At 55.0% G+C, this 24,323-nt stretch carries 23 protein-coding genes, 1 tRNA gene and 1 pseudogene; 22 read left to right on the top strand and 3 right to left on the bottom strand.

Annotated features, from left to right (window positions below; translation table 11 throughout):
* Nucleotides 1–98: 98 nt before the first annotated feature.
* From metX to yihA, 18 genes and pseudogenes are all read left to right on the top strand, one after another.
* Entirely contained in the window at nucleotides 99–1,232 is a 1,134-nt protein-coding gene (gene metX / locus C230_RS0105330) for a homoserine O-acetyltransferase MetX (RefSeq protein WP_245533969.1), read from the top strand.
* A complete protein-coding gene (locus C230_RS19540) occupies nucleotides 1,229–2,614 on the top strand; it encodes a homoserine dehydrogenase (RefSeq protein ID WP_018131003.1) in 1,386 nt (461 codons plus the stop codon). Before metX ends, C230_RS19540 begins: the two co-directional genes overlap by 4 nt.
* A 254-nt stretch (nucleotides 2,615–2,868) precedes the next feature.
* Nucleotides 2,869–3,480, top strand: a complete 612-nt coding sequence (locus C230_RS0105320; protein ID WP_018131002.1) for a succinate dehydrogenase cytochrome b558 subunit — start codon at nucleotides 2,869–2,871, stop codon at nucleotides 3,478–3,480.
* A 16-nt stretch (nucleotides 3,481–3,496) separates the two neighbouring features.
* Nucleotides 3,497–5,254 carry a succinate dehydrogenase flavoprotein subunit gene (gene sdhA, locus C230_RS0105315; protein WP_018131001.1) on the top strand — a complete coding sequence of 586 codons (1,758 nt, stop codon included), beginning with the start codon at nucleotides 3,497–3,499 and terminating at the stop codon, nucleotides 5,252–5,254.
* Nucleotides 5,251–6,003: a succinate dehydrogenase iron-sulfur subunit gene (sdhB, locus tag C230_RS0105310; protein WP_018131000.1), complete on the top strand. Its 753-nt coding sequence runs from the start codon at nucleotides 5,251–5,253 to the stop codon at nucleotides 6,001–6,003. The genes sdhA and sdhB overlap by 4 nt, the downstream gene beginning before the upstream one ends.
* Nucleotides 6,004–6,265: 262 nt before the next feature.
* Nucleotides 6,266–6,493 carry a helix-turn-helix domain-containing protein gene (locus C230_RS0105305; RefSeq protein ID WP_018130999.1) on the top strand — a complete coding sequence of 76 codons (228 nt, stop codon included), beginning with the start codon at nucleotides 6,266–6,268 and terminating at the stop codon, nucleotides 6,491–6,493.
* A 197-nt stretch (nucleotides 6,494–6,690) separates the two neighbouring features.
* Nucleotides 6,691–7,503: a glutamate racemase gene (racE, locus tag C230_RS0105300; protein ID WP_018130998.1), complete on the top strand. Its 813-nt coding sequence runs from the start codon at nucleotides 6,691–6,693 to the stop codon at nucleotides 7,501–7,503.
* A 67-nt stretch (nucleotides 7,504–7,570) separates the two neighbouring features.
* Nucleotides 7,571–8,575, top strand: coding sequence for a GerMN domain-containing protein (locus tag C230_RS0105295; protein WP_018130997.1), 1,005 nt, complete (start codon nucleotides 7,571–7,573; stop codon nucleotides 8,573–8,575).
* Nucleotides 8,576–8,741: 166 nt separating this feature from the next.
* On the top strand, nucleotides 8,742–9,497 hold the full coding sequence (gene rph / locus C230_RS0105290; RefSeq protein WP_018130996.1) for a ribonuclease PH: 756 nt from the start codon (nucleotides 8,742–8,744) through the stop codon (nucleotides 9,495–9,497).
* 37 nt (nucleotides 9,498–9,534) lie between these two features.
* Nucleotides 9,535–10,125, top strand: a complete 591-nt coding sequence (locus tag C230_RS0105285; protein ID WP_018130995.1) for an XTP/dITP diphosphatase — start codon at nucleotides 9,535–9,537, stop codon at nucleotides 10,123–10,125.
* The gene (locus C230_RS0105280) at nucleotides 10,122–10,652 is read left to right on the top strand and encodes a metallophosphoesterase (RefSeq protein ID WP_018130994.1); all 531 of its coding nucleotides are present in this window, start codon (nucleotides 10,122–10,124) and stop codon (nucleotides 10,650–10,652) included. Before C230_RS0105285 ends, C230_RS0105280 begins: the two co-directional genes overlap by 4 nt.
* A gap of 118 nt (nucleotides 10,653–10,770) precedes the next feature.
* Nucleotides 10,771–10,847: transfer RNA gene (locus C230_RS0105275), tRNA-Arg, on the top strand.
* Between the two features lie 270 nt (nucleotides 10,848–11,117).
* Nucleotides 11,118–12,410, top strand: a complete 1,293-nt coding sequence (gene tig / locus C230_RS0105270; protein ID WP_018130993.1) for a trigger factor — start codon at nucleotides 11,118–11,120, stop codon at nucleotides 12,408–12,410.
* A gap of 101 nt (nucleotides 12,411–12,511) precedes the next feature.
* Nucleotides 12,512–13,102 carry an ATP-dependent Clp endopeptidase proteolytic subunit ClpP gene (clpP, locus tag C230_RS0105265; RefSeq protein WP_018130992.1) on the top strand — a complete coding sequence of 197 codons (591 nt, stop codon included), beginning with the start codon at nucleotides 12,512–12,514 and terminating at the stop codon, nucleotides 13,100–13,102.
* 12 nt (nucleotides 13,103–13,114) lie between these two features.
* Nucleotides 13,115–14,389, top strand: coding sequence for an ATP-dependent protease ATP-binding subunit ClpX (clpX, locus tag C230_RS0105260; RefSeq protein WP_018130991.1), 1,275 nt, complete (start codon nucleotides 13,115–13,117; stop codon nucleotides 14,387–14,389).
* Between the two features lie 178 nt (nucleotides 14,390–14,567).
* Complete coding sequence (lonB, locus tag C230_RS0105255; protein ID WP_018130990.1) at nucleotides 14,568–16,292, top strand: ATP-dependent protease LonB; 1,725 nt, start codon at nucleotides 14,568–14,570, stop codon at nucleotides 16,290–16,292.
* A gap of 307 nt (nucleotides 16,293–16,599) precedes the next feature.
* A pseudogene (gene lon / locus C230_RS19530) lies at nucleotides 16,600–18,846 on the top strand (endopeptidase La).
* A 3-nt stretch (nucleotides 18,847–18,849) separates the two neighbouring features.
* Nucleotides 18,850–19,443 (top strand): ribosome biogenesis GTP-binding protein YihA/YsxC, encoded by a 594-nt coding sequence (gene yihA / locus C230_RS0105245; protein ID WP_018130987.1) that lies wholly within the window; start codon nucleotides 18,850–18,852, stop codon nucleotides 19,441–19,443.
* Nucleotides 19,444–19,679: 236 nt separating this feature from the next.
* Here yihA and C230_RS0105240 read toward each other — a convergent pair whose 3' ends face one another.
* The 3 genes from C230_RS0105240 to C230_RS0105230 all read right to left on the bottom strand — a co-directional run bounded on the left by C230_RS0105240 (nucleotide 19,680) and on the right by C230_RS0105230 (nucleotide 22,363).
* Entirely contained in the window at nucleotides 19,680–20,597 is a 918-nt protein-coding gene (locus tag C230_RS0105240; protein ID WP_018130986.1) for a DMT family transporter, read from the bottom strand.
* A gap of 211 nt (nucleotides 20,598–20,808) precedes the next feature.
* Nucleotides 20,809–21,606, bottom strand: a complete 798-nt coding sequence (locus C230_RS0105235) for an ABC transporter permease (RefSeq protein ID WP_018130985.1) — start codon at nucleotides 21,604–21,606, stop codon at nucleotides 20,809–20,811.
* Complete coding sequence (locus C230_RS0105230) at nucleotides 21,596–22,363, bottom strand: ABC transporter ATP-binding protein (RefSeq protein ID WP_018130984.1); 768 nt, start codon at nucleotides 22,361–22,363, stop codon at nucleotides 21,596–21,598. The genes C230_RS0105235 and C230_RS0105230 overlap by 11 nt, the downstream gene beginning before the upstream one ends.
* A gap of 264 nt (nucleotides 22,364–22,627) precedes the next feature.
* On the opposite strand from C230_RS0105230, the gene C230_RS22915 reads away from it, so the two are divergent.
* From C230_RS22915 to C230_RS23700, 4 genes are all read left to right on the top strand, one after another.
* A complete protein-coding gene (locus C230_RS22915) occupies nucleotides 22,628–22,924 on the top strand; it encodes a hypothetical protein (RefSeq protein WP_018130983.1) in 297 nt (98 codons plus the stop codon).
* Entirely contained in the window at nucleotides 22,885–23,178 is a 294-nt protein-coding gene (locus C230_RS23840) for a winged helix-turn-helix domain-containing protein (RefSeq protein ID WP_083910464.1), read from the top strand. The genes C230_RS22915 and C230_RS23840 overlap by 40 nt, the downstream gene beginning before the upstream one ends.
* Nucleotides 23,179–23,491: 313 nt before the next feature.
* Nucleotides 23,492–24,097 carry a hypothetical protein gene (locus tag C230_RS0105215; RefSeq protein WP_018130981.1) on the top strand — a complete coding sequence of 202 codons (606 nt, stop codon included), beginning with the start codon at nucleotides 23,492–23,494 and terminating at the stop codon, nucleotides 24,095–24,097.
* A gap of 19 nt (nucleotides 24,098–24,116) precedes the next feature.
* Nucleotides 24,117–24,323, top strand: a 207-nt coding sequence (locus C230_RS23700) for a helix-turn-helix domain-containing protein (protein WP_322786186.1), incomplete at its 3' end; no start/stop codon positions are given.

Below are 24,323 nucleotides of genomic sequence, written 5' to 3'. Positions count from 1 at the left end.
TAGGCGCCGGGTCTAGCTTTGTCCGTGCGGGTTGACTTTCGGAGCGGGTTTTGTTGCGACCAAAGCCCGCAGCGGGCAGGAATCTGGATGGCGTTTTCGTGGATTCTGTGGTGTGGGGTGATCGCATGGCGGTGCGGATTGAGGAGGTCATCCGGCGCGAATACAGGCTGCCGGATCTGGTGCTGCAAAGCGGACAGTGTTTGTCGGGAGCGGTGCTGGTGTATGAAACGTTCGGGACGTTAAATGCGCAAAAAACGAACGCGATTTTGGTGTGCCACGCACTGACAGGCGATTCGCATGCAGGCGGCACGGCTGAACAGCCCGGCTGGTGGGACGGACTGATCGGGCCGGGCAAGGCGCTCGACACCAACCGGTATTTTATCATCTGTTCCAATGTGCTGGGTGGCTGTTCCGGATCGACCGGCCCCGCCTCGATCCACCCGGCGGACGGGCGGCCGTACGGATTGCGATTCCCGACTGTCACCATCCGCGATATGGTGCAAGCGCAATACCACCTTGTCAGAAGCTTCGGAATCGAGCGGCTGTATTCGGTAATCGGCGGCTCGATGGGGGGTATGCAGGTGTTCGAATGGGCGGTCTCCTACCCGGAAATGGTGGAAACGTTTGTGCCGGTTGCCACATGCGGCCGCTTTTCCGCGATGGGCATCGCGTTTAACAATGTGATGCGGCAGGCGATCTACAACGACCCGGACTGGTGTAACGGCGATTATTACGGCCGCACGTTTCCGGTGAAAGGACTCAACCTGGCACGTCGGCTCGGCATGATCACCTACCGCAGTTTTGATTTATACGAGGAGCGGTTTGGCCGTTCGATGGTGCCGACCGACGATCCGTTCGCGATCGAATCGGAGTTCCAGGTGGAAAAATATTTAAGTTATCACGGCAGCAAACTGGTGCAGCGGTTTGACGCCAATTCCTATCTGTATCTGCTGAAAGCGATGGACCTGCACGACGTGTCGAGCGGGCGCGGCGAGTACGGGAACGTCTTGCAGCAGATTGCGGGGCGGTCGCTGATGATCGGGATCGACTCCGATTTTCTGTTTCCGGCTCGCGAATTGTCCGATACGGCTGAATATTTGCGGTCGCAAGGCAAATCGGTCGTGTACCGGGAGATGCACACTGTGCACGGACATGATGCATTTTTGATCGAATTCGAAATCATGAACGAATGGATCGGCGAGTTTTTGGAGAGTGGAGGAGGAACCAAATGAACGGAAAGCCGGGCAAACAGACCAAAACGGTGCAGGTCGGCCTGTTGGGGCTGGGAACGGTCGGTTCCGGAATCGTCAAGGCGTTGCAACAAAACAGTCAATCGATTGCCGAGAGAACCGGCTGTACCATCGATATACCCTACATTTTGGTACGCGATCCGCAAAAAGAACGGAGCGTACAGGTGGATCCCGTACGGATCACGACCGATCCCGGGTCGATTTTGCGATGTCCCGACATCCAGGTGGTCATCGAGGTGATGGGCGGTGTTGAACCGGCCCGGACCATTCTGTTGGAAGCACTGCGTTCCGGCAAACATGTGATTACGGCAAACAAGGAACTGTTGGCCAAACACGGCAGCGAATTGTTGCGGGTGGCGGAAGAGTCTGGCGTACAGTTGCTGTTTGAGGCGAGCGTGGCCGGCGGTATCCCTGTGATCCGCTTCCTGCAGGGCTATCTGACCGCCAATCAGGTGCATGAGGTGTGCGGGATTTTGAACGGGACGACCAATTACATCCTGACGCAGATGGAGCAGACGGGCCGCTCGTTTGCTGAAGTGTTGGCGCAAGCGCAGGAACTCGGCTATGCGGAAGCCGATCCGACGAGCGATGTGGAAGGATATGACGCTGCCTACAAGCTGGCGATCCTCACCAACCTGGCGTATGATGTGCATGTTTCTGTGGATGAAATTCCCCGCGAGGGAATCACCCGCATCCAACCGTTGGATTTGCGGTGGGCGCGCGAGTTCGGATACACGATCAAGCTGATCGGCCGTTCCCGCAAAACGGAACGGGGCGTCGAACTGTCTGTCGGCCCCCGGTTGTTGCCGTTCACCCATCCGCTCGCCCGCGTGAACGATGTGTTCAACGCGGTTACCATTTCGAGCGATGTGGTCGGGGACCTGACTTTCATCGGCAAAGGGGCGGGCGAATATCCGACGGCCAGCGCTGTGCTGGAAGATCTCACCGCTTTGTTGCGACAGCCCGGGCGTGTGCTTCGCTCTTGCAAATGGGACGTCCCCGTCCAGCGATGCGAAGCGGACGACGGTTGTCAATACCATTTCGTTCGCATCCGCGTTCCGCAATCAGTGGTGGCGGAAGCGGAACAAAAAATCGCCCAACTGCTGATCGGGCAAGGCGGCGCGATCCTGCAGGAAGCACGAGCAGCGACCGGTGATCGAACCGTTTGCGGGTTGCTGGTCGGCGGACTGTCCGGCAGGGCACTCGCTGCTTGCCTGCGGCAATTGCCGGCCAATCTGTTGGCGGAACCGCCGCTGGTGATCGCGTGCGTGGAGGAAACCGCTTCCGGTAATCAGGTGGCGGCGGCGTCCGGCCCGTCCCGATCCGCCAAGCAAACCGGGGAATTGGTGTCGCAAACGGTCTGATGTTGCTGAAAAAAACCTTGTAACATTCTTGACACAGTCGGAAATTAGTGCAAAAATTTTGGTGGAATGCGAAAGGAAAGCGGTAACCGGGCAAAACGGTTACCCTTCTTTTCGTAGTCGGTTTGATCCTTTTTTTACATAAAGGGGGCGCACACCGAGCAAAAAGAAAGAAAACCAAACCTGGCATGTGAAAGAAAGCGCATGCCCAATCGACTTTGCCCGTGCGGCGATTCTGGAAGGGAGGACCAGACTCAGTGTCACAGCAAAAAGATTTTTGGTTTCGGCGTCTGCATTCGTTGACGGGAGTTTTGCCTGTCGGCCTGTTCCTGGTGTTTCATTTGTTTACGAACGCGAAAGCGACGAACGGATCGGCCGTTTATGACCAAGCGGTGGCCGGGATTCGCGAATTGCCGTTTTTGACGGTGATTGAGTTTCTGTTTATTTTCCTGCCGCTTTTGTACCATGGCGTCTACGGCATGTATATCGCGTTTACCGCCGGCTACAACAGCGGGCAGTATTCCTGGTTTCGCAACCAGATGTTTGTCTGGCAGAGGATTACGGGGGTCATCACATTCATTTTTGTGGTGTACCATTTGTGGACAACCCGGTTCAGCGGCAATGCGCCCAGTTTTGACATGGTCGCACATCTTGTATCCAGTCCGTTTGCCTTCTGGTTCATGATCATCGGCGTGGTCGCGGCTGCTTTCCATTTTGCAAACGGTCTGTGGGGCTTCTTGATCCATTGGGGAGTGACAGTGGGTCCTCGTTCGCAGCGCTTGTCCGCTTATGTAATGGGCGGCATTTGGATCGTCATTTCATTCTTGGGTGTAAGCTCCCTTGTGGCCTTTAAGTCTGCTGGGGTATAGAGGGAGGGACTGAACGATGAGTCAACGGATTATTGTTGTCGGTGGCGGACTGGCCGGTTTGATGGCCACGATCAAAATTGCGGAAGCGGGCGTTCCCGTCGATCTGTTTTCGCTGGTTCCCGTAAAGCGCTCTCACTCCGCCTGCGCGCAGGGCGGCATTAACGGAGCGGTGAACACGAAAGGGGAAGGCGACTCTCCGTGGGAGCATTTTGACGATACGATTTACGGCGGTGACTTCTTGGCGAACCAGCCGCCTGTGTTGGCAATGTGTGAAGCAGCGCCCGGCATCATCCATCTGCTTGACCGGATGGGCGTCATGTTCAACCGGACGCCGGAAGGGCTGCTCGATTTTCGCCGGTTTGGCGGAACCAAGCACCACCGGACCGCATTTGCGGGTGCGACGACCGGTCAGCAAATTTTGTACGCGCTCGATGAACAGGTGCGTCGGTTTGAAGCGGCCGGTTTGGTACAAAAGTACGAGGGCTGGGAGTTCCTCTCGATCGTCCAGGATGACGAAGGCACGTGCCGCGGCATCGTGGCACAGGACTTACGGTCGATGGAAGTTCACAGCTTCGTCGGCGATGCGGTGATTTTGGCCACCGGCGGACCTGGCCTGATTTTCGGCCGCTCCACCAACTCGATTATCAACACCGGTACGGCTGCTTCTGCCGTTTACCAGCAGGGCGCTTACTATGCGAACGGCGAATTTATCCAGATTCACCCGACAGCCATTCCGGGCGACGACAAGCTGCGGTTGATGTCAGAATCGGCCCGCGGCGAGGGGGGCCGGGTATGGACGTACAAGGACGGCAAACCGTGGTACTTCCTGGAAGAAAAATATCCCGCTTACGGAAACCTGGTGCCGCGTGACATTGCGACTCGCGAAATTTTCCACGTCTGCGTCGATTTGGGACTCGGCATCAACGGGGAAAATATGGTGTACCTTGACGTGTCCCACATCCCGAAAGAGGTGCTCAACGTCAAGCTGGGCGGGATTTTGGAGATCTATGAAAAATTCGTCGGCGACGACCCGCGTAAAGTGCCGATGCGGATTTTCCCAGCTGTTCACTACTCGATGGGCGGGCTCTGGGTCGACTACGATCAGCACACCAATATCAAAGGTCTGTTTGCCGCGGGCGAGTGCGATTATTCGATGCACGGTGCAAACCGTTTGGGCGCCAACTCGCTGCTGTCTTCGATTTACGGCGGAATGGTGGCGGGCCCGAAAGCTGTGGAATACATCAAGGGGTTGAAGAAAGCGTCCGGAGACGTTGCCCAGCATTATTTTGAAACGGAACGGAAAAAGCGGGAGCAGCAATACGAGGACATCCTCAAGATGGAAGGGAACGAAAACCCCTACCAGTTGCACCGCGAACTCGGCCAGTGGATGACCGACAACGTGACCGTCGTGCGGTACAACGACCGCTTGCAGAAAACGGACGAAAAGATTCAGGAACTGATGGAGCGCTGGAAACGGATCGGCATGGCGGACAAATCCCGCTGGGAAAATATGATGGCGCCGTTCACGCGGCAGCTGTGGAACATGCTGCAACTGGCCCGTGTGATCACGCTTGGCGCGCTCAACCGCAACGAATCGCGCGGCGCTCACTACAAGCCGGAGTTCCCGAATCGGGATGACGAAAACTGGCTGAAGACGACCAAGGCGAAGTTTACGCCGGAGGGACCGGTTTTCGAATACGAAGAGGTCGACACGTCTCTCATCAAGCCGCGTCCACGCAACTACAGTGTGGATAAGGAGGCGACGAAATCATGAGCCAGCAGAAAATGATTCACCTGATCATCGAGCGGCAGGACGATGCGAACAGCAAACCATACACGGAAGAGTTCAAAGTTCCGTTCCGACCTGGCATGAATGTGATCGCCGCCCTGATGGAAATCCAGCGCAATCCGGTCAACGCGAAAGGCGAAAAAGTGGCGCCGGTGGCGTGGGAGTCCAACTGCCTGGAAGAGGTCTGCGGCGCTTGCATGATGGTGATCAACGGCAAGCCTCGGCAAGCCTGCACGGCGCTGGTTGACAAGCTGGAGCAGCCGATCCGCCTGAAACCGGCCCGCACGTTTCCGGTGATTCGCGACCTCGTGGTCGACCGTTCGCGTATGTTTGAAGCGTTGAAACGGGTGAAAGCGTGGATTCCGATCGACGGGACGTACGATCTCGGACCAGGTCCCCGGATGCCGGAGCGGGATCGGCAATGGGCATACGAACTGTCGAAATGCTTCACCTGCGGTGCCTGCGTTGAAGCGTGTCCGAACGTCAACGAAAAAACCAGCTTTATCGGACCGTTTGCGATTTCGCAAGTCCGCCTGTTCAACAGCCATCCGACCGGCGCGATGCACGCGCATGAGCGGCTGGAAGCGCTGATGGACGAAGGCGGGATTCATGAGTGCGGCAACTCGCAAAACTGCGTGCAGGTTTGTCCGAAAGGCATCCCGCTGACCACCTCGATCGCCGCCATGAACGCAGCGGTCAACCGCTATGCGCTGACCAGTTGGCTGCGGAAATAACGGTTCGTTGGACGGAGGAGCTGGCCCGGAGGGGCCTTAGCGAGTCAATTCCTGAGAAAGACGAAAAAGCATCCCGTATCACAATGCAATGTGGTACGGGATGCCCGTTCTGATGTTACCATTCTTCGTTCAGAAATGGGCCTGGTCGAGGCAAAATTCCTGATTGCCTGACTGCACCATCGTCCCCCCGCGGTCATAGTATAATCTGACTGTATCCCTTGACCTTGTCAATTATCGCCCGAGCAAGGAGGGATCAAGGAAAGTGACTGCGGGTAAGGACGTGCGCGGCAAATCTCTTCTGACCAATCGAGAACGCGAAGTGTTCGAGTTGCTGGTTCAAGACAAGACGACCAAAGAAATTGCAGAAATCCTCTTTATAAGCGAAAAGACCGTCCGCAACCACATCAGCAACGTGATGAAAAAACTGAATGTGAAAGGGCGGTCGCAAGCCGTTGTGGAATTGGTTCGGCTCGGGGAAATACAGATTTAAACATTTTTACCTGGTGTGCCCTACTTGGTGAAAGTAGGGTCTTTACTTTGGGACTGATGAATCAGAACGACAGGGCGGAAAATGCGTCATTCAACCAGTTCATACATACTGTTTCCGAACCAGTTTATTTTCGCGGCTTGCCGTCAGTAGGCAGATCTTTGCATGAGTAGATTTCGATTTGTGAAAGGATGGTTTACGTGAACAGTCGCGAACCGATCGGTGTGTTCGATTCGGGAGTCGGAGGACTCACGGTGGTGAAAGAGATCTTTCGGCAATTGCCGCAGGAAAATCTGATCTATGTGGGAGACAACGCTCGTTGTCCGTATGGCAGTAGGCCTCCGCAACAGGTTCGGGAATTTGCCTTTGAGATCATGGATTTTTTGCTGGAGTTTGGCGTCAAGATGATCATTATCGCCTGCAATACGGCGACGGCAGCCAGTTTGTCGGAAGCGAAAAACCGCTATGCGGTTCCCGTGCTCGGCGTGATTACACCCGGCAGCCGGGCGGCCATCAGCGCCACCCGGACGGGGCGGATCGGTGTGATCGGCACGGAAGTAACGGTTTCAACAGGCGCCTACGCGCGGGAAATTCACCGGATCAATCCGCGCTTGCAGGTGGTCAGTCAGGCGTGTCCGCCGTTCGTCCCGATTGTGGAGGAAGGAACCATCCATTCTCCGCAGACGGAACAAGCGGTGGCACAATATTTGGCGCCTTTGCAGCGGGAGATGATCGATACGTTGATTCTTGGCTGCACGCACTACCCGCTTTTGCAGCCGGTTATCCAAAAAGTATTGGGGGAACAGGTGCAGCTGATTTCGTCCGCGGAGGAAACGGCGCGGGAGGCTTCCCTGATCCTGGCCGAACGCAATCTGTTGAACGATCACAACATGCGGCCTGTGCACCGCTTTTTCACCAGCGGCGACCGGAATCTTTTTTCCCGGATTGCGGAGCGCTGGCTGGGCCAGCCGGTGGCCGTTGAAAGTTGGGACCTGCAGGCGCTGTCCAAATAAAACAAGCATACTTCGTCCACCTCTCCGTATACATAGAAATAGAAAAAGAGGTTGAGGGGGACGTAGGATGCGCCATCAGAAAAAAATGCTGGTCGGTGTGCTGATTGTGAGCCTGGCGGGAACGGCCGGGTGCGGATTGCTGAGCAAGACGTCCGGTCCGATTGATCAGCCTCCGCCCGGGGCCAACCAGGCGGCGGACAAAAAGGAAACGACTTCCGTCAATCTGTATTTTGCCGATGAGAAGGGGTTTGTCGTTCCGCTGCGCGTCAACATCCCGAAAACGCAGGCTCCCGCGACGGAAATGATCTCCTACCTGACGGAGGAAAAAGCAAAAGATCTGTTAAAGGACACCGGTCTGCACGCAGTCATACCTCCTGGCACCAAGATGTCGGTAAACATCAAGGACAATACCGCTATTGTTGATTTCAGCAGAGAGGTTTTGAATCTGAAGGTGCCGAAGGCGGAGCAGCAGTTGGTCGATGCGGTCGTCTGGACGTTGACCGAATTGCCGAACATCAAACAGGTTCAGATCAAAGTCAACGGAAACGTGGTGCCTGCACTGCCGGCGAGCGGGACACCGATCGGCCAACCGTTGAGCCGCGCCAACGGCATTAACCTGCAGGTTGCGCCGAACATCAATCCGGCGGAAACGACCAAACTGACGCTCTATTACCAAGCGAGCAACCAGGCCGGCACGTTCAGCTACCTGGTTCCGGTCACCCGCCTGATCAAGAAAACGGATGAAGACAAGGTGAAAGCCACGATTGCGGAACTGGCGGCTGGACCGATGACGCCGGCATTGAAGCCGACGTTGCCCGCTTCCGCCAAATTATTGAGCAAAACGGTGTCGGGGGACACAGTGATGCTTGATTTTGACAATTTGCTGACAGAAGGAGCCGCGACGGAGCAGACCAAGCTGTTTCACTCGATTGTACTCTCCGTCCTGGAAAATACGCCAAACGCGCAAAAAGTCAAAATCACCGTAAATGGGCAAACGCCGGCTGCGGCACCCGGCATGAACCTCAGCCAGCCGATGGCGCGGCCGCAGGTGATCAACCAGAAACAATTGTAAAAACGCGATCGGAAAACCGGTTGGGCAAATTAGGGTCCAACCGGTTTCGCTATTGGATTTTCCGCAGAGGAGTGTGATACTATTAATGGCAGTGCAGGAAACGCTTTGCTGATCAAAGCGGATCCCCGCAAGAGTTGCGGAAAAATTGTGGGGCGGAGGTTGCAGGATGAGAATTGACGGACGCAAACCAGACCAGACGCGCAATGTGACGATTCAACGGCGGTATATCAAACATGCGGAAGGATCCGTTTTGATTTGCGTTGGAGATACAAAAGTGATATGTACGGCCAGCATCGAAGAGAAAGTGCCGCCATTTCTGAGAGGCACCGGCCAGGGCTGGATAACGGCCGAATATTCGATGCTGCCGCGGGCGACGCCGACCCGCAACCAGCGGGAAGCGACGAAAGGCAAGGTAAGCGGCCGGACGATGGAAATCCAGCGCCTGATCGGCAGGGCACTGCGGTCGGTGGTGGATCTGCCCAAATTGGGCGAGCGGACGATTTGGCTGGACTGTGACGTGATTCAGGCCGACGGCGGGACGCGCACCGCTTCCATTACGGGGGCGTTTGTCGCGATGGCCGATGCGTTCCATTCGCTGGTGGAAAAAGGGACGCTCAGCTCGATTCCGCTGACCGATTACCTGGCGGCGGTCAGCGTCGGAGTGGTGAACGGAGTGCCGGTGCTCGACCTGAACTTCAGCGAAGATTCGACCGCGAAGGTGGACATGAATGTGGTGATGACCGGCAGCGGCCAATATGTGGAAGTGCAGGGAACGGGCGAAGAGACTCCGTTTACGTCTGATGAGCTGCAGCAGATGCTGGCGCTTGCCAAACAGGGCGTCGACCAATTGATCGCGAAGCAAAAAGAGGCTCTCGGCGAGATTGCGGACCGGATCGGCCAACAGGTTCCGCAAGCAACGTGAACGGACCGATATTTCGATATTCAGGGGAGAGAGAAACGTGAAGGTTGTACTGGCCACCCGTAACCAGGGGAAGGTTCGCGAGTTTGCGCAAGCTTTGTCAGCGTTGGGATGGATGGTGGAAGGGCTGCCGGAAACCGCGCCGCAGGTTGTGGAAGACGGACTGACGTTCGAAGCCAACGCCCGGAAAAAAGCGGAGGCGGCAGCGGCATTTTTGCAGGCGCCCGTGTTGGCGGACGACTCCGGGTTGCAGGTCGATGCCCTCGACGGGCAGCCAGGCGTATTTTCCGCCCGATATGCGGGAGAAGATGCGACGGATACGGCGAACAATTTGAAACTGCTGCAGGCATTGGAAGGCGTTCCCGCCGAGCGGCGATCCGCCAGATTCGTTTGCGTATTGGCACTGGCTCAGCCGAACGCCCCTACGGTATTGGCACGCGGGGAATGTGAGGGAATCATTCTGGAAGCACCGAGAGGGGAAGGCGGCTTCGGGTATGATCCGTTGTTTTTTGTTCCGGAGCTGCAAAAGACGTTCGCCGAACTTTCCTTGGAGGAAAAAAACAGGATCAGCCACCGGACGAAAGCGATTCGCTCGCTGATCGAGCTGGTGCGCGAGGGGGATCGGTTGTGAAAATCTGCGTCATCAGCGACAGTCATGGCCGCACCGACCGGATTGACCAGATTTTGCGGCGGCATTTGGAGATCGACCTGCTGCTTCACGCGGGCGATCATGCGGACGATGTGGCGGACAGGCGCGATGTCCGTTGCAAGGCAGTTTGCGGCAACTGTGATGTTGCCGGAACAGCGCCTGACGAGCAGCTCCTTGATCTGGCGGGGCTGCGGGTGCTGCTCACACACGGCCATCTGTACAAGGTGAAGCAAACGTTGCTGCCGTTGAGCTATCGGGCGAAAGAAACGAATGCGCAGCTTGTGATATTTGGCCATTCGCATGTGCCGGTGATCGTGGAAGAAGAGGGAATCGTGTTTTTAAACCCCGGCAGTTTGTCTTATCCGCGGGGTGTTGTGTCCGTCCCGACGTACGCGATCGTGCGGATCCACTCCTTGGACGCCGGGCAAAATGTTGCCATCCGGCTTTATAGCGTGAACGGGGACGAATTTCCGGAGTTTCGTTATGAGCATACGTTTGCCAATTGTTGATGTGCCGCAAACATGGAGCGCCTTGCGGCGAACAACACTTTCGGCGGCAACACTTGACGAGCGGCGGTTGCTTTTCATATACTTATCCTTGTTCCGGTGATTCGCCCGGACAGCGATTGTGCCTGTAGCTCAGCTGGATAGAGCATTCGCCTTCTAAGCGAAGTGTCGCAGGTTCGAATCCTGCCAGGCACGCCATCGTTACCGCCGAAGCAACGCCAAGCTGCGAAATGATTCCGGATGGTTCGGCGAGCTCAAAAAGGTGTTTTTGCCCGTCAATGGGACGGGCCGCAAAATCAAATGGAGCGGTGCCGTAACCGCTCTTTTTGTATGCAGGGGACCTTTTTGCCGATTGCCGGTGGAAGTATTTGAAACCTGGTAGAGTTATGCTATAATAAGGTGGTTCATCATTCGAGTTCACATCCATACATATGCGTGTTGGGGTTTTATAAGGAGGAAACTGCTGCGATGTCTGCGAAATGGGAGAAGAAAGACAATCACGTCGGAGTATTGGAAGTCGAGGTGGATAGCGCGAAAGTCGATCAGGCGATCGACCAGGCGTTCAAAAAAGTCGTCAAACGGGTGACCGTTCCGGGTTTCCGTAAAGGGAAAGTGCCGCGCCAAATTTTTGAGCAACGGTTTGGGGTTGCCGTATTATATGAAGATGCCCTGGATATCCTGCTGCCGGAAGCCTATCTGCAAGCGGTGCAGGAAACCAAGATCGAGCCGGTGTCGCGCCCCGATATCGACATTGTGCAGATCGAGAAAGGCAAGCCGCTGATTTTCAAGGCGACTGTCACCGTCAAGCCGGAAGTACAGCTTGGCGAGTACAAAGGCTTGTCGATCGAGAAGAAAGAATTTGCCGTAACGGCTGACGATGTGCAAAAAGAACTGGAAAATCTGCAAAAATCGCACGCGGAAATCATCGTCTTGGACGAAGGAACGATTGAAAACGGGGACATCGTCATCATCGACTTCAAAGGCTTCGTAGACGGAGAACCGTTCGAAGGCGGCGAAGCGGAGAAATATCAGCTGGAGATCGGTTCCGGTACGTTCATCCCTGGATTTGAAGAACAGCTCATCGGCATGCACAAAGGCGAAGACAAGGAAATCCAGGTGACGTTCCCGGACAACTACCATGTGGAAAAATTGGCCGGGAAGCGGGCGACATTCAAGATTCACCTGCATGAAATCAAGCGCAAGCAACTGCCGGCGCTGGACGATGAATTTGCGAAAGATATTTCCGAGTTCAACACGCTTGATGAATTAAAAGCGGACATTGAGAAGAAACTCAAGGAGAAAGCGGAAAAAGACGAGAAAATCTACATCGAAGAGCAAGTGATCGAGCAGGCGGTGGCTAACGCAACGATTGATCTTCCGACCGTTATGGTGGATAATGAAGTTGATGCGCTGGTTGAAGACTTCAAACAGCGCCTGCAAATGCAGGGGATTCCGTATGACGCTTACCTGCAGTTGACCGGTTCCTCGGAAGCCAAGCTGCGCTCCGAGATGCGGGACAAAGCGGAGAAGCGGGTACGAACCCGTCTCGTTTTGGAACAAATCAGCAAGGTGGAAAATATCGACGCGACGGAGGACGACATTCACGAGGAGATCGCGAAAATCGCCGATTCGGCAAGAATGGACTTCAATCAGGTCAAGCAGATTCTCGAATCGCACGATCCGCAGCTGCGCGCCTTGCGTAACGACATCGTAGTCCGCAAAACGATTTCTTTCCTGGTGGAGAATAGCAAAGTCGCGTAAAATCGTGTATCATGAAGAAACAGAATGAGAACAATGTACAAGGCACTTTACATAAAGTGCCTTGTTTTTCAAACTTTACTGCTGACAGGAGGTTCGGAGGCATGAATTTGGTTCCGATGGTGATCGAACAAACCAGTAGAGGAGAGCGCGCCTACGATATTTACTCCCGTTTGTTGAAAGACCGCATTGTGTTCATCGGGACGCCGATCGATGATACGGTGGCGAATCTGGTCGTCGCTCAGTTGTTGTTTCTGGCGGCCGAAGATGCGGAAAAAGACATCAGCCTGTACATAAACAGCCCGGGCGGTTCGATCACGGCCGGCATGGCGATCTACGATACGATGCAGTTCATCAAACCTGACGTGTCCACGATCTGTATCGGGATGGCCGCATCAATGGGATCGTTCCTGCTGATGGCCGGTGCCAAAGGAAAAAGGTATGCGCTGCCAAACAGCGAAATCATGATCCACCAGCCGCTCGGCGGGGTCCGCGGCCAGGCTGCTGACATCAAGATTCATGCCGATTGGATCCTCCGGACCAAGCAGAAGATCAACCGTATATATTCGGAACGCACCGGTCAGCCTATTGAAAAAATCGAACGTGACACCGACCGCGACTTCTTCATGACGGCTGAACAGGCGAAAGAATACGGTTTGATCGATGCGGTGATTTCCCGGACAGATTTGAAATAAGGGGTGAACAGATTGTTCAAGTTTAATGATGAGAAAGGCCAACTGAAATGCTCTTTTTGCGGCAAGACGCAAGATCAGGTCCGCAAGCTGGTTGCTGGACCCGGTGTGTATATCTGCGACGAATGCATTGAACTGTGTAACGAAATTGTCGAGGAGGAGCTCGGCGAAGAGCAGGAGTTCGAGCTGAAGGATATCCCCAAGCCGCATGCAATAAGGGAAATTCTGGACCAGTATGTGATCGGCCAGGACACGGCGAAGAAATCGCTGGCGGTGGCCGTCTACAACCATTACAAGCGGATCAACACCCAGCAGAAAAACAACGATGACGTCGAACTGTCGAAAAGCAACATCCTGCTGATCGGGCCGACCGGCAGCGGCAAAACACTGTTGGCGCAGACCCTGGCACGGATTCTCAATGTTCCGTTTGCGATTGCTGACGCAACATCCCTGACGGAAGCAGGATACGTCGGGGAAGACGTCGAAAATATCCTGCTGAAGCTGATCCAGGCGGCTGACTATGACGTTGAAAAAGCGGAAAAAGGGATCATCTACATCGACGAAATTGACAAAATCGCCCGTAAGTCGGAAAACCCGTCGATCACGCGAGACGTATCGGGTGAAGGTGTGCAGCAGGCGCTGTTGAAGATTCTGGAAGGAACAGTCGCCAGCGTTCCGCCACAGGGGGGGCGCAAACATCCGCATCAGGAGTTCATCCAGATTGACACCAGCAACATCCTGTTCATCTGCGGCGGTGCGTTTGATGGATTGGAACAGATCATCAAACGGCGTCTCGGCAAGAAAGTGATCGGCTTTGGAACACAGGAAGAACAAGTCGTGAACGAAAACAAACAGGGTGCATACCTGCAAAAAGTGCTGCCGGAGGATTTGCTGAAATACGGCTTGATACCGGAGTTCGTCGGCCGGCTGCCGGTGATCACTACTTTGGAAGCTCTTGACGAAAAGGCGCTGGTGCAAATTTTGACCGAACCGAAAAACGCGCTTGTCAAGCAGTACCAGAAGCTGCTGGAAATGGACGATGTACAGCTTGAGTTTATGGAAGACGCTTTGCAGGAGATCGCGAAAGAAGCGATCAAGCGCAACACCGGCGCTCGCGGCTTGCGTGCTATCATCGAAAGCATCATGCTGGATGTGATGTATGAGGTGCCGTCCCGCCAGGATGTGAGCAAAGTGGTCGTCACCAAGGAAACGGTCACACAGAAAGAACCGCCGGTGATCGTCACCTCGGACAACCGTAGCAAGAAAAAGAAAAAAGAGGAAACGGCGTAAAAATACTCCGCGAAGTGACGAACCTCCTTTGTCGCGAATTCCGATTGATACGCGGGGCCCCATTCACAATGGACAAAAGGCAGGAAACGCTGTATGGGCGTTCCTGCCTTCGTTTATTTTTACCTGCAGTGGGCATACTAGTTCACAGAATCTTTGCGGCAGAAGGAGGGGGAGTCAAATGAACGTGATGACGATCGTCAGCCTGATCCAGGTATTTTTTGCAGTTGTGATCGGGCTTTATTTTTGGAACCTGTTGAAGTCCCAACAGAACAACCGGTCCGCGGTCGAGCGGGAATCGAAAAAAGAGCTTGAAAAATTGAAAAAATTGCGTTCGATTTGCTTGACGGAGCCGCTGGCGGAAAAAACACGGCCCGCATCGCTGGACGACATCGTGGGACAACAAGAGGGGCTGCGAGCGCTGCGGGCGGCTATCTGTGGGCCGAATCCGCAGCATGTGATCATCTATGGGCCGCCGGGCGTGGGGAAAACGGCCGCCGCCCGTGTCGTGCTGGAGGAAGCGAAGAAAAATCCGCTGTCACCCTTCCGCAGTGATGCGAAGTTCGTCGAACTGGACGCCACAACTGCCAGGTTTGATGAGCGGGGGATCGCCGATCCGTTGATCGGTTCCGTGCACGACCCGATCTATCAAGGTGCCGGAGCGATGGGGATGGCCGGCATTCCGCAGCCGAAGCCGGGAGCGGTGACCAAGGCGCATGGTGGGATGCTGTTTATCGATGAGATCGGGGAGTTGCATCCGATCCAGATGAACAAGCTGCTGAAAGTGCTGGAAGATCGTAAGGTGTTCCTGGAAAGCGCGTATTACAGCTCGGAAGATACCAACATTCCCAGCCATATCCACGATATTTTCCAAAACGGGCTGCCGGCCGATTTTCGCCTGGTCGGTGCCACGACCCGCACGCCGAACGAAATCCCGCCGGCGATACGTTCGCGTTGTGTGGAAATTTTTTTCCGTCCGTTGACGCCAGAGGAGATCGGCACGATCGTTCGCAAAGCGGCGCAAAAAATCCAGTTCCCGATCGAAGATGCGGCGGTCGACGTGATCAAGCGGTATGCGACGAATGGTCGGGAAGCGGTCAACGTGGTGCAAATCTCTGCCGGACTTGCCTTGTCGGAACGGCGAAATGTGATCAAAACGGAAGATGTGGAGTGGGTGATCCACTCCTCGCAAATCTCGCCGCGGCCGGAAAAACGGGTGCCCGCCCAACCACAGGTCGGGGTGGTCAACGGGCTTGCCGTATACGGACCGAACATGGGGATGCTGCTGGAATTGGAAGTGACGGCCGAACCGGCCAAGGAAGCAGGCAAGGGGAGGCTGACCATCACCGGCGTCGTCGAAGAGGAAGAAGTCGGCGGCGGCCAACGTGTGATGCGGCGCAAGAGCATGGCGCGCGGCTCGATTGAGAATGTGATGACCGCGCTGCAGCGGACGACGGATGTCAATCCGTTTGACTTTGATATCCATGTCAATTTTCCCGGCGGAACGCCGATCGACGGTCCTTCCGCGGGCATTACGATGGCCACAGCCATTTACTCGGCGATCAAAAAGATCCCTGTCGATAACAAGCTCGCGATGACCGGCGAACTGTCGATCCGCGGCTATGTGAAACCGGTCGGTGGCGTCGTGGCGAAAGTCGAAGCCGCTCGGGAAGCCGGCGCCACCCGGGTGTGCGTGCCAAGGGACAACTGGCAGGAGATCTTCCGCACCTATCAGGACATCCAGGTGATTCCGGTCGATCGGATCGAGCAGGTGATCGAACACGCATTGGCGCAACAGGAGTGCAGCGAGCGGGTACCGGTCGTCTCGCCGGCGCCTGGACTGCTGACCGCGTCGCCGTCCGTGCAGCCGATCCATCCCGTGTTGCCAAAGGAACACAGATTCTGACCGTTTGGGCTTCCACTGATCGGTACACGCCTGGACTGTGTGCGACCGCCGGGGATGTTGCGCCTGGCGCAGCGTGCCTTTTGGCGCTCGGATACGGCATGGTACGGGCGCTTTGCAGGGAGGTTGCTCCCTGCTTTTTTCGTGCATTGGTTCATTGCATTTCTTGCGGTGGATAGGGTAAAATGAAATCCATAATTTGCGCAAATCGGTTGATGCGAACCTGTGGAGGTGAAACCGAGTGACAAGTCCTGCTTCCAGACGAAACTTGCCGTTGCTGCCGCTCCGCGGGCTGCTGGTTTATCCGACGATGGTGCTGCATCTTGACGTGGGCCGCGAAAAATCGGTTCGCGCCCTGGAAAAGGCGATGGTCGGGGAGAATTTGATCGTCCTCGCCTCGCAAACGGAGACGAATATCGACGATCCGAAACCAAACGATATTTTCCAGATGGGAACAGTCGCTCGTGTCAAGTAGATGCTCAAGCTGCCGAACGGAACGATCCGCGTGTTGGTGGAAGGGCTGTCCCGGGCCAAACTGTTGGAATACACCGAAACGGAAGACCATTATCAGGTAGAGATCTACGAGATTGATGAGCATGCGGACATCGACCCGGAAGTGGAAGCGTTGATGCGGGCTGTCCTGCAGCAGTTCGAACAATATGTGAAGATCTCGAAAAAAGCAAACCAGGAAACGGTCGCCGCTGTCATGGACATCGAAGATCCCGGCCGGCTGGCCGATGCGATCGCTTCCCATCTGACTCTGAAAATCAAGGACAAGCAGGCGATCCTGGAAGCGATCGACGTCAAGACCCGATTGGAGACGCTCTTGCGCATTTTGTCGGACGAGCGTGAAGTGCTGGAATTGGAACGAAAAATCCACCAGCGGGTGCGCAAGCAAATGGAGAAAACACAGAAGGAATATTATCTGCGCGAACAGATGAAGGCGATCCAGCGGGAGTTGGGCGAGAAAGAAGGCCGCCAGGCGGAGGCGGACGAACTGCGCGAGAAGCTGGCGAAGCGAAACTTGCCGGAAGCGGTTGCCGAGCGTGTGGAAAAAGAGATCGAGCGGTTGGAAAAAACACCCCCGACCTCGGCGGAAGGTTCTGTCATCCGGACGTACATCGACTGGATCCTGTCGCTTCCCTGGACGGAAGAGACAGCAGACGAGATTGACGTAAACCGGGCCGAACAGATCCTCAACGAGGAACATTACGGCTTGGAAAAAGTAAAAGAGCGAATCCTCGAATATCTCGCCGTGCAAAAGTTGGTCAAGAAGCTGCGCGGACCGATCCTCTGCCTGGTGGGACCGCCTGGAGTCGGCAAAACGTCGCTGGCGCGCTCGGTCGCCAACTCGCTCAACCGCAAGTTCGTTCGCGTCTCGCTAGGCGGCGTGCGGGATGAAGCGGAGATTCGCGGCCACCGCCGGACCTATATCGGTGCCCTGCCCGGCCGGATCATCCAGGGCATGAAAACGGCCGGTACTGTCAACCAGGTATTTTTGCTCGATGAAATCGACAAGATGTCGAGCGATTTTCGCGGCGATCCGGCGTCCGCCATGCTGGAAGTACTTGATCCGGAACAAAACAGTACGTTCAGCGACCATTATCTGGAGATTCCGTACGATCTCTCGAAGGTGATGTTCATCTGCACCGCCAACGTCTGGCATACGATTCCGCGGCCACTGCTGGACCGGATGGAAGTGATCCACATCCCGGGGTACACCGAAATCGAAAAGCTGCACATCGCAAAGAACCATCTGTTGCCGAAACAGCTGGAGGCGCACGGTCTGACCAAAGAAAAAATGGGCTTGTCGGACGAGACGATCCTGAAAGTGATCCGCGAGTATACGCGGGAAGCGGGTGTCCGCAATCTGGAACGGCAAATCGGCACGCTGTGCCGGAAAGCGGCGCGGCAGATCGTGGCAGGCGAGAAAAAGCGGGTGGTCATCACGGTTCGCAATCTGCACATCTACCTGGGGCCTTCCAAATTCCGTTATGGCCTTGCCGAGCAGGAAGATCAGGTTGGAGTGGTCACCGGGCTCGCCTGGACGGAAGCGGGCGGCGACACGCTGTCGATCGAAGTGTCGCTGGCACCCGGCAAAGGCAAACTGACGCTGACGGGGCAACTTGGCGACGTGATGAAGGAAAGCGCTCAGGCGGCGTTCACCTACATCCGGTCGCGGGCGGAGGAGCTCAAGATTCCGGCCGATTTTTCCGAGAAAAATGATATTCACATCCACGTTCCGGAAGGAGCGATTCCGAAGGATGGGCCATCCGCCGGCATCTCGATGGCCACGGCGCTCGTCTCGGCGCTGACCGGTAAACCGGTGTCGCGCGAGGTGGCGATGACCGGAGAGATCACGCTGCGCGGGCGGGTGTTGCCGATCGGCGGCGTCAAGGAAAAATGCCTGGCCGCCCATCGCGCCGGTGTCAAAAAAGTCTTGCTGCCCAAGGAAAACGGGAAGGATCTGGACGATATCCCGGAAAGCGTGCGCAAGGAACTGAAAATCGTATTGGTCGAGCATATGGACGAGGTGCTCGAACAGGCGCTGGTGTGACGCATGGTCATCCATTCATCCGAATTTGTCATTTCGGCGGTCGGTCCCAAGCAGTATCCGGAGGGAACCCAACCGGAGATCGCGCTGGCCGGCCGTTCCAACGTCGGCAAATCGTCGCTGATCAACCGCATGGTCAACCGAAAAAACCTTGCGCGCACATCGGCCAAGCCTGGGAAGACGCAGACTTTGAATTTTTATCACATCAACCGGGCATTTTATTTCGTCGACCTGCCGGGATACGGGTTCGCCCAGGTTCCGAAATCGGTGAAAGACAAGTGGGCGAAATTTATCGAACAGTATCTGGCGCAGCGGGAGCAACTGAAGGCGGTGCTGCAACTGGTCGACCTGCGCCATCCGCCGACAAAAGAAGACATGCAAATGTTCGACTGGCTGGGCCACTTCGGCATCCCGCGGATCGTGGTCACGACCAAGGCGGACAAAATTTCCCGCGGCCACTGGGCGAAGCACCAAAAGGTGATCCGCGAGGCGCTGAACGTTCCGAAGGAGGTTCCGATGGTGCTCTTTTCGGCTGAAACGGGACAGGGAAGAGAGGAACTGTGGAGTCTGCTGGAACCGTATTTGCAAACGGGTGAATGAGCACGCCGGGCCTGCGGAATCGACAAACGATGAATAGTTGGAACGACACTAGAAAGCTCCTGTTTCCGGTTTGAAGCAGGAGCTTTTTGCTTGTCCTGATGAAATCCACCCCGATGCCAGAGTGGGCGGCAATCGGTGGACGCCGTTTTGAACCGTTGGTTTACGGACCGCTGCCGGCGCTTGTCACATACCAACCGAGTGGTGATTGGTCCAGTTACATCCGCGTAAGGCCATCCCTAACAGGATGCGGGAACTTCCGCGGGAGTCTCCTTTTTGTCGCTGCCGCCCAGTTCGGCGATCACCATACCCACTAGGATCAGCAAACAACCGACTACCGCCTGGCCGCTCAGCCGTTCGTCCGCCCACAGATAGGCGGTGACTGCGGCGAATACCGGCTCGGTCGAAAAGATCAGGGCGGTGCGGCTGGGCGTGGTGAATTTTTGAAACTGGGTTTGCGCGAGAAACGCCAGCGCGGTGGCGAACACGGCGCAGATGATCAGCGCCATGTCGACAGTCGGGTTGAACAGCACCTGTTTGGTGAATGCCTGCTGCCACGGTTCAAACAGCCAGCCGCTTAGCAAATTGAACATCGCTACCGCCGCGATTTGATAGGTTGCCAGGGGAAGCGCCTTGAAGCGCGGGGCGTATTTTCCCATGGTGGTGATGTGCATGGCGAACGATACGGCGCACAAAAAGACGAGAGCATCGCCCAGATTGGCCGCTTCCACTTTGTCGAGGGAAAGCAGGGCGAGACCGACGGTCGCCGCCGCAATCCCCACAAGCGTCGTCCGTTTCGGCTTGAGCCGTAGCATCCAGACGGAGAAAAGCGGCACCAGCACCACTGACAGTCCGGTAATAAAACCGGCTTTCGACGCGGTGGTGTATTTCAGTCCAAACGTTTGGAACGCATACCCCGCAAACAGCCAAAAGCCCAGCACCAACCCGGCCCTGACCGCGCCTTTGTCTGCTTTCAGTTGATTCCGTTTGAACAGGAACAGCATCAGGTACAGAAGAACAGCCGCGATCGCAAACCGCACACCAAGAAACGTAAACGGAGGCATGGTCGCGATCGCTTCCTTGACGAGAACGAATGTGGCGCCCCATGCGAACGTCACGCACAGGAGGATCAGATCGGCCATCAGAGATTTTTTCATTCCGCATACCCCCGTTGCAATCGAAGCAATATTTTCATTATATAAAAAAACCGGATGGAGGAATACCCGGTTTTTTGATCATGGACGATCAACTCGGCGTTGCGACGCGCATGGATTTGGGCCCAAGCGAAGTACTCGGAACAGACTGCGAAGCAAAGCGTCACTTCGCTGGGTAGCGGGCGCTTGTAGTCGAGTTTCCCTGTTTGCGCGGTCAGCCCTGCTCCTTGTAGGTCTGCCACCGTTTCTCAAGCAGGGCGACCGCCTGGTACATAAACGTCGCCAGCAGCGACACAAGCAGCAGGCTCATCATCACGAGCGTCAGGTTGAACACCTGAAAGCCGTAGATCATCAGATAGCCGAGACCCGATTTTGCCACGAGAAATTCACCGACGATCACACCGACCCAGGACAGGCCAGCATTCACCTTTAATGTGGAGAGAATCGTTGGGCGGGCCGCCGGAAAAATCACTTTCTGGAAAATCTGCCGCCTGGTAGCGCCGAATGTGGTGGCCATTTTGATCATGTTGGGGTCCACTTCCTGAAACGCGGTGTAGACCACGATCGTGGTGATGACGACCGAGATGGCGAGCGCCATCATCACCACCGACAGATACCCCTGCCCGAATGTGACGATGAAAATCGGGCCGAGCGCCACTTTCGGCATCGAGTTGAACACGACGATGTACGGATCAAGCACCCGGCTGAGAAACGGCCACCACCAGATGACGATCGCGAGCAGCGTGCCGGCGACGGTGCCCGTTAAAAATCCCACCCCCGTCTCCCACAGCGTCACCCACGTATGGTGCAGCAGGCTGCCGTCCCGCAGCATCTGCACGAACAGGTGCCAGATCTTCGAAGGGTACGAGAAGATAAACGGGTTGATCCAGTTCAGGCGGGCGGCCGCTTCCCACAAGCCGAGCAAGGCGAGCAGCAGCCCCCACTGGGTGATTGCGACTTTTACTTTCATCAGGCGATGCTGTCTGACAAATTCGGCATGTTCATTCTTCATTTTGCAAATCCCCCCACAACTTGCGGAACAGCTGGTGGAATTCCGGATGTTCGCGCGCGTCCAGCGGCGACAAGGAGCGGATTCCTTGCGGCACGTCGATTACGCTTTTCAAGCGGCCCGGGCGGCTGGCCATCACCAACACGCGGTCGCACATGGCGATCGCTTCGCCCAAGTCATGCGTCACCAAAACGGTGGTCATCTTGTATTTCTGCAGCGTTTTCGCGATCAAGTCCTCCAACTGCAGCTTGATTTGGTAATCGAGCGCGGAGAACGGTTCATCGAGCAGCAGGATTTTCGGCCGGACCGCCAGCGTCCGGACCAGCGCCGCCCGCTGCCGCATGCCGCCCGACAATTGGTGCGGGTATTTGTGCTCGGTTCCTGCGAGCCCCATTTCGTGCAGCAAACGCTTCGCGTAGTCGATCTGCTCCTGATTTTTCTGGCCGCGGATCTCCAGCCCGATGCAGACATTGTCAAGGATGGTGCGCCAGGGGAGCAGGTAATCCTGTTGCAACATATAGCCGATAATCGGGGACGGACCCGTCACCGGTTGGCCGAACAGGCGCACTTCGCCTGAGGTCGGCGCAAACAGGCCGGCCAGCATCGACAGCAGCGTGCTTTTCCCGCAGCCGCTCGGTCCCACGATCCCGATAAACTCGCCTTCCCGGATCGCGCAGTCAAACTGTTCGACCGCTGTCGTTTCGCCTGATAAAGACAGGTATTTTTTGCTGACCCGCTCAAACCGGATGGCTGGCGTCATTTGGCTTTCCCTCCTGTGTACTGGGCTCATAGCAGAATATGAAAAAGCCCAGAAAAGGGTGTATAAACAACCCCCGAACAGGAGAGGATAGAAGTAAACCCATATTTCTCCTCTCCTTTTTGGGACCTTGGCGACAAGGTCCTTTTTTGTTTTGGTGCTAAAAAATCGTCGGTTTTGATGCCTGTTCGGCGAATCGATTTGCCCGTTTTTGTCGTCTTAATAGGTAGAGATCGTTTCAAGTCGAATCAAAGTGGGGGATGCCGGGTGCGGGTGTTGTTTATGTCGGACAATGAAATTCAGGTTTCGTTGATCGGACGGATCCTGCAAGCGGAGGGCGTGGACGTGGTACATATTCCATACGAGGAGATAGGTGCAGCTACGTTTCTGGAACAGGACTTCCTGGCGATTGTGCTGGATTTTCCGGTAGCAACGGAAAATAAGCTACGTTGCATGAAGTCACTGCAGGCCATAGTCACTCTGAAGACAATCTGGTTCGTTTGGCCGAAGACGTGTATCTTGACATGGTTCGTCGCACGGTCGTTCGCAATGGCCAAGCGATGAAATTGACGGAACGAGAGTTTGAATTGCTGTACTATTTGTTGGAACGCAGCGGCACACCGGTTACGGCAAATGAATTGTTGCAATCGGTGTGGGCGAAAGGGGATGAAGTAACCGAGAACAATCTGTATCAATATGTATGCAAACTACGAGAAAAGCTGGAGGAAGATCCAAGGGAACCGAAAATCTTGCTTACCCACAGAAAAGGGAAGCGGGGTTTTCTTATTCGGTGGTTTGAACCGGAAAATTCACGTTGACGAGCAAAGCCGATGGCGCAACCTGAACAAAAATTCAGGTCCAACCTGAATTTTTGTTTGTAGTAGAGTTTCAAATCGATTTGATAAAATAGAGGAACAAGTTGGTTATCCACTTTATTGAATGGAAAGGAGGTTTTGTTCTTGTATAAGTTGAAATTCGGTTTAAATATGTTCAATTAACGGCGATTGTATTTCTAAGGTAGTCCGGAAATTGGTCTTGTTTGGCTATTCAATCAAAGAGGGATGATAATCGATTCTAGCTTGATGTTTCTGCGGTTTGAGATGAAATGAAAACAGCGGAGGTGGTATTATATTGAGAAAATTTAGTCATTTTATTTTGGTTCTGGGGTTGCTGTTACTTCCCTACACCAGTTCGACTTTGGCAAAAAGTTCTGATGTTGACACGAATCAGGAGGAGGTAGTCGAACAATATTCTGTAACCACCGACCCTGTAGAAATTGAGAAGAAAGCCAAGGATATGCATGGGACCGCTAAAATTGATGGGAAGGAAGTTCCCACAAAATCTTTGGTTCAACCAATCAAAAAAGTGAAGAACAAAGTAACAGGACAAATTAAAACAGAATACAGAGAAGATATAATCGCGTATGTACCAAAGGATCCAGGAAAAACAGTAGGAACACAGTCTTTCTCCGGATGGCCCTCCGGCGCTAATTACACGGAATCTAAAACAGACACGTCTTACTCGGCGAGAGTATACCTAGCTTGCAAATACAGTGAGTATACTTATGGTGGGCGGTATTATGTCCAAGTCGACTGGTGGTGGCATATGTATGACCGTCTAGATTCTAGTGTTTCAATCACTTATCCCCGTTTCTGGGCCGAGGCTGTAGGAGTGTCAACATCGGATGTAAAATCCCCAATAGCATCGGATAGCGATTCCCCAAAATCACCGGCATGATTTCCTCAAAATCATCGGGATGAATTCCCCACCCCTGTGTCGAATTATGGCACCTGCCATCACGTCCGTGGAGGTGCCAGTCATGAGGGAGAGTGAGAAGATGGAAATCAAGAAGTTGTATGAGGAGGGCGTCAGCATCTCGGAACTGGCCAGAAGATTCGGCCACGACCGCAAAACCATTCGCAAGGCTGTAAGTGAACCTCGGCAGCAGCAGGAGGAGAGCATG

This window comes from Effusibacillus pohliae DSM 22757 (genome assembly GCF_000376225.1).
GTDB lineage: Bacteria > Bacillota > Bacilli > Tumebacillales > Effusibacillaceae > Effusibacillus > Effusibacillus pohliae.
This window is presented reverse-complemented; position numbering and strand designations above follow the sequence as displayed.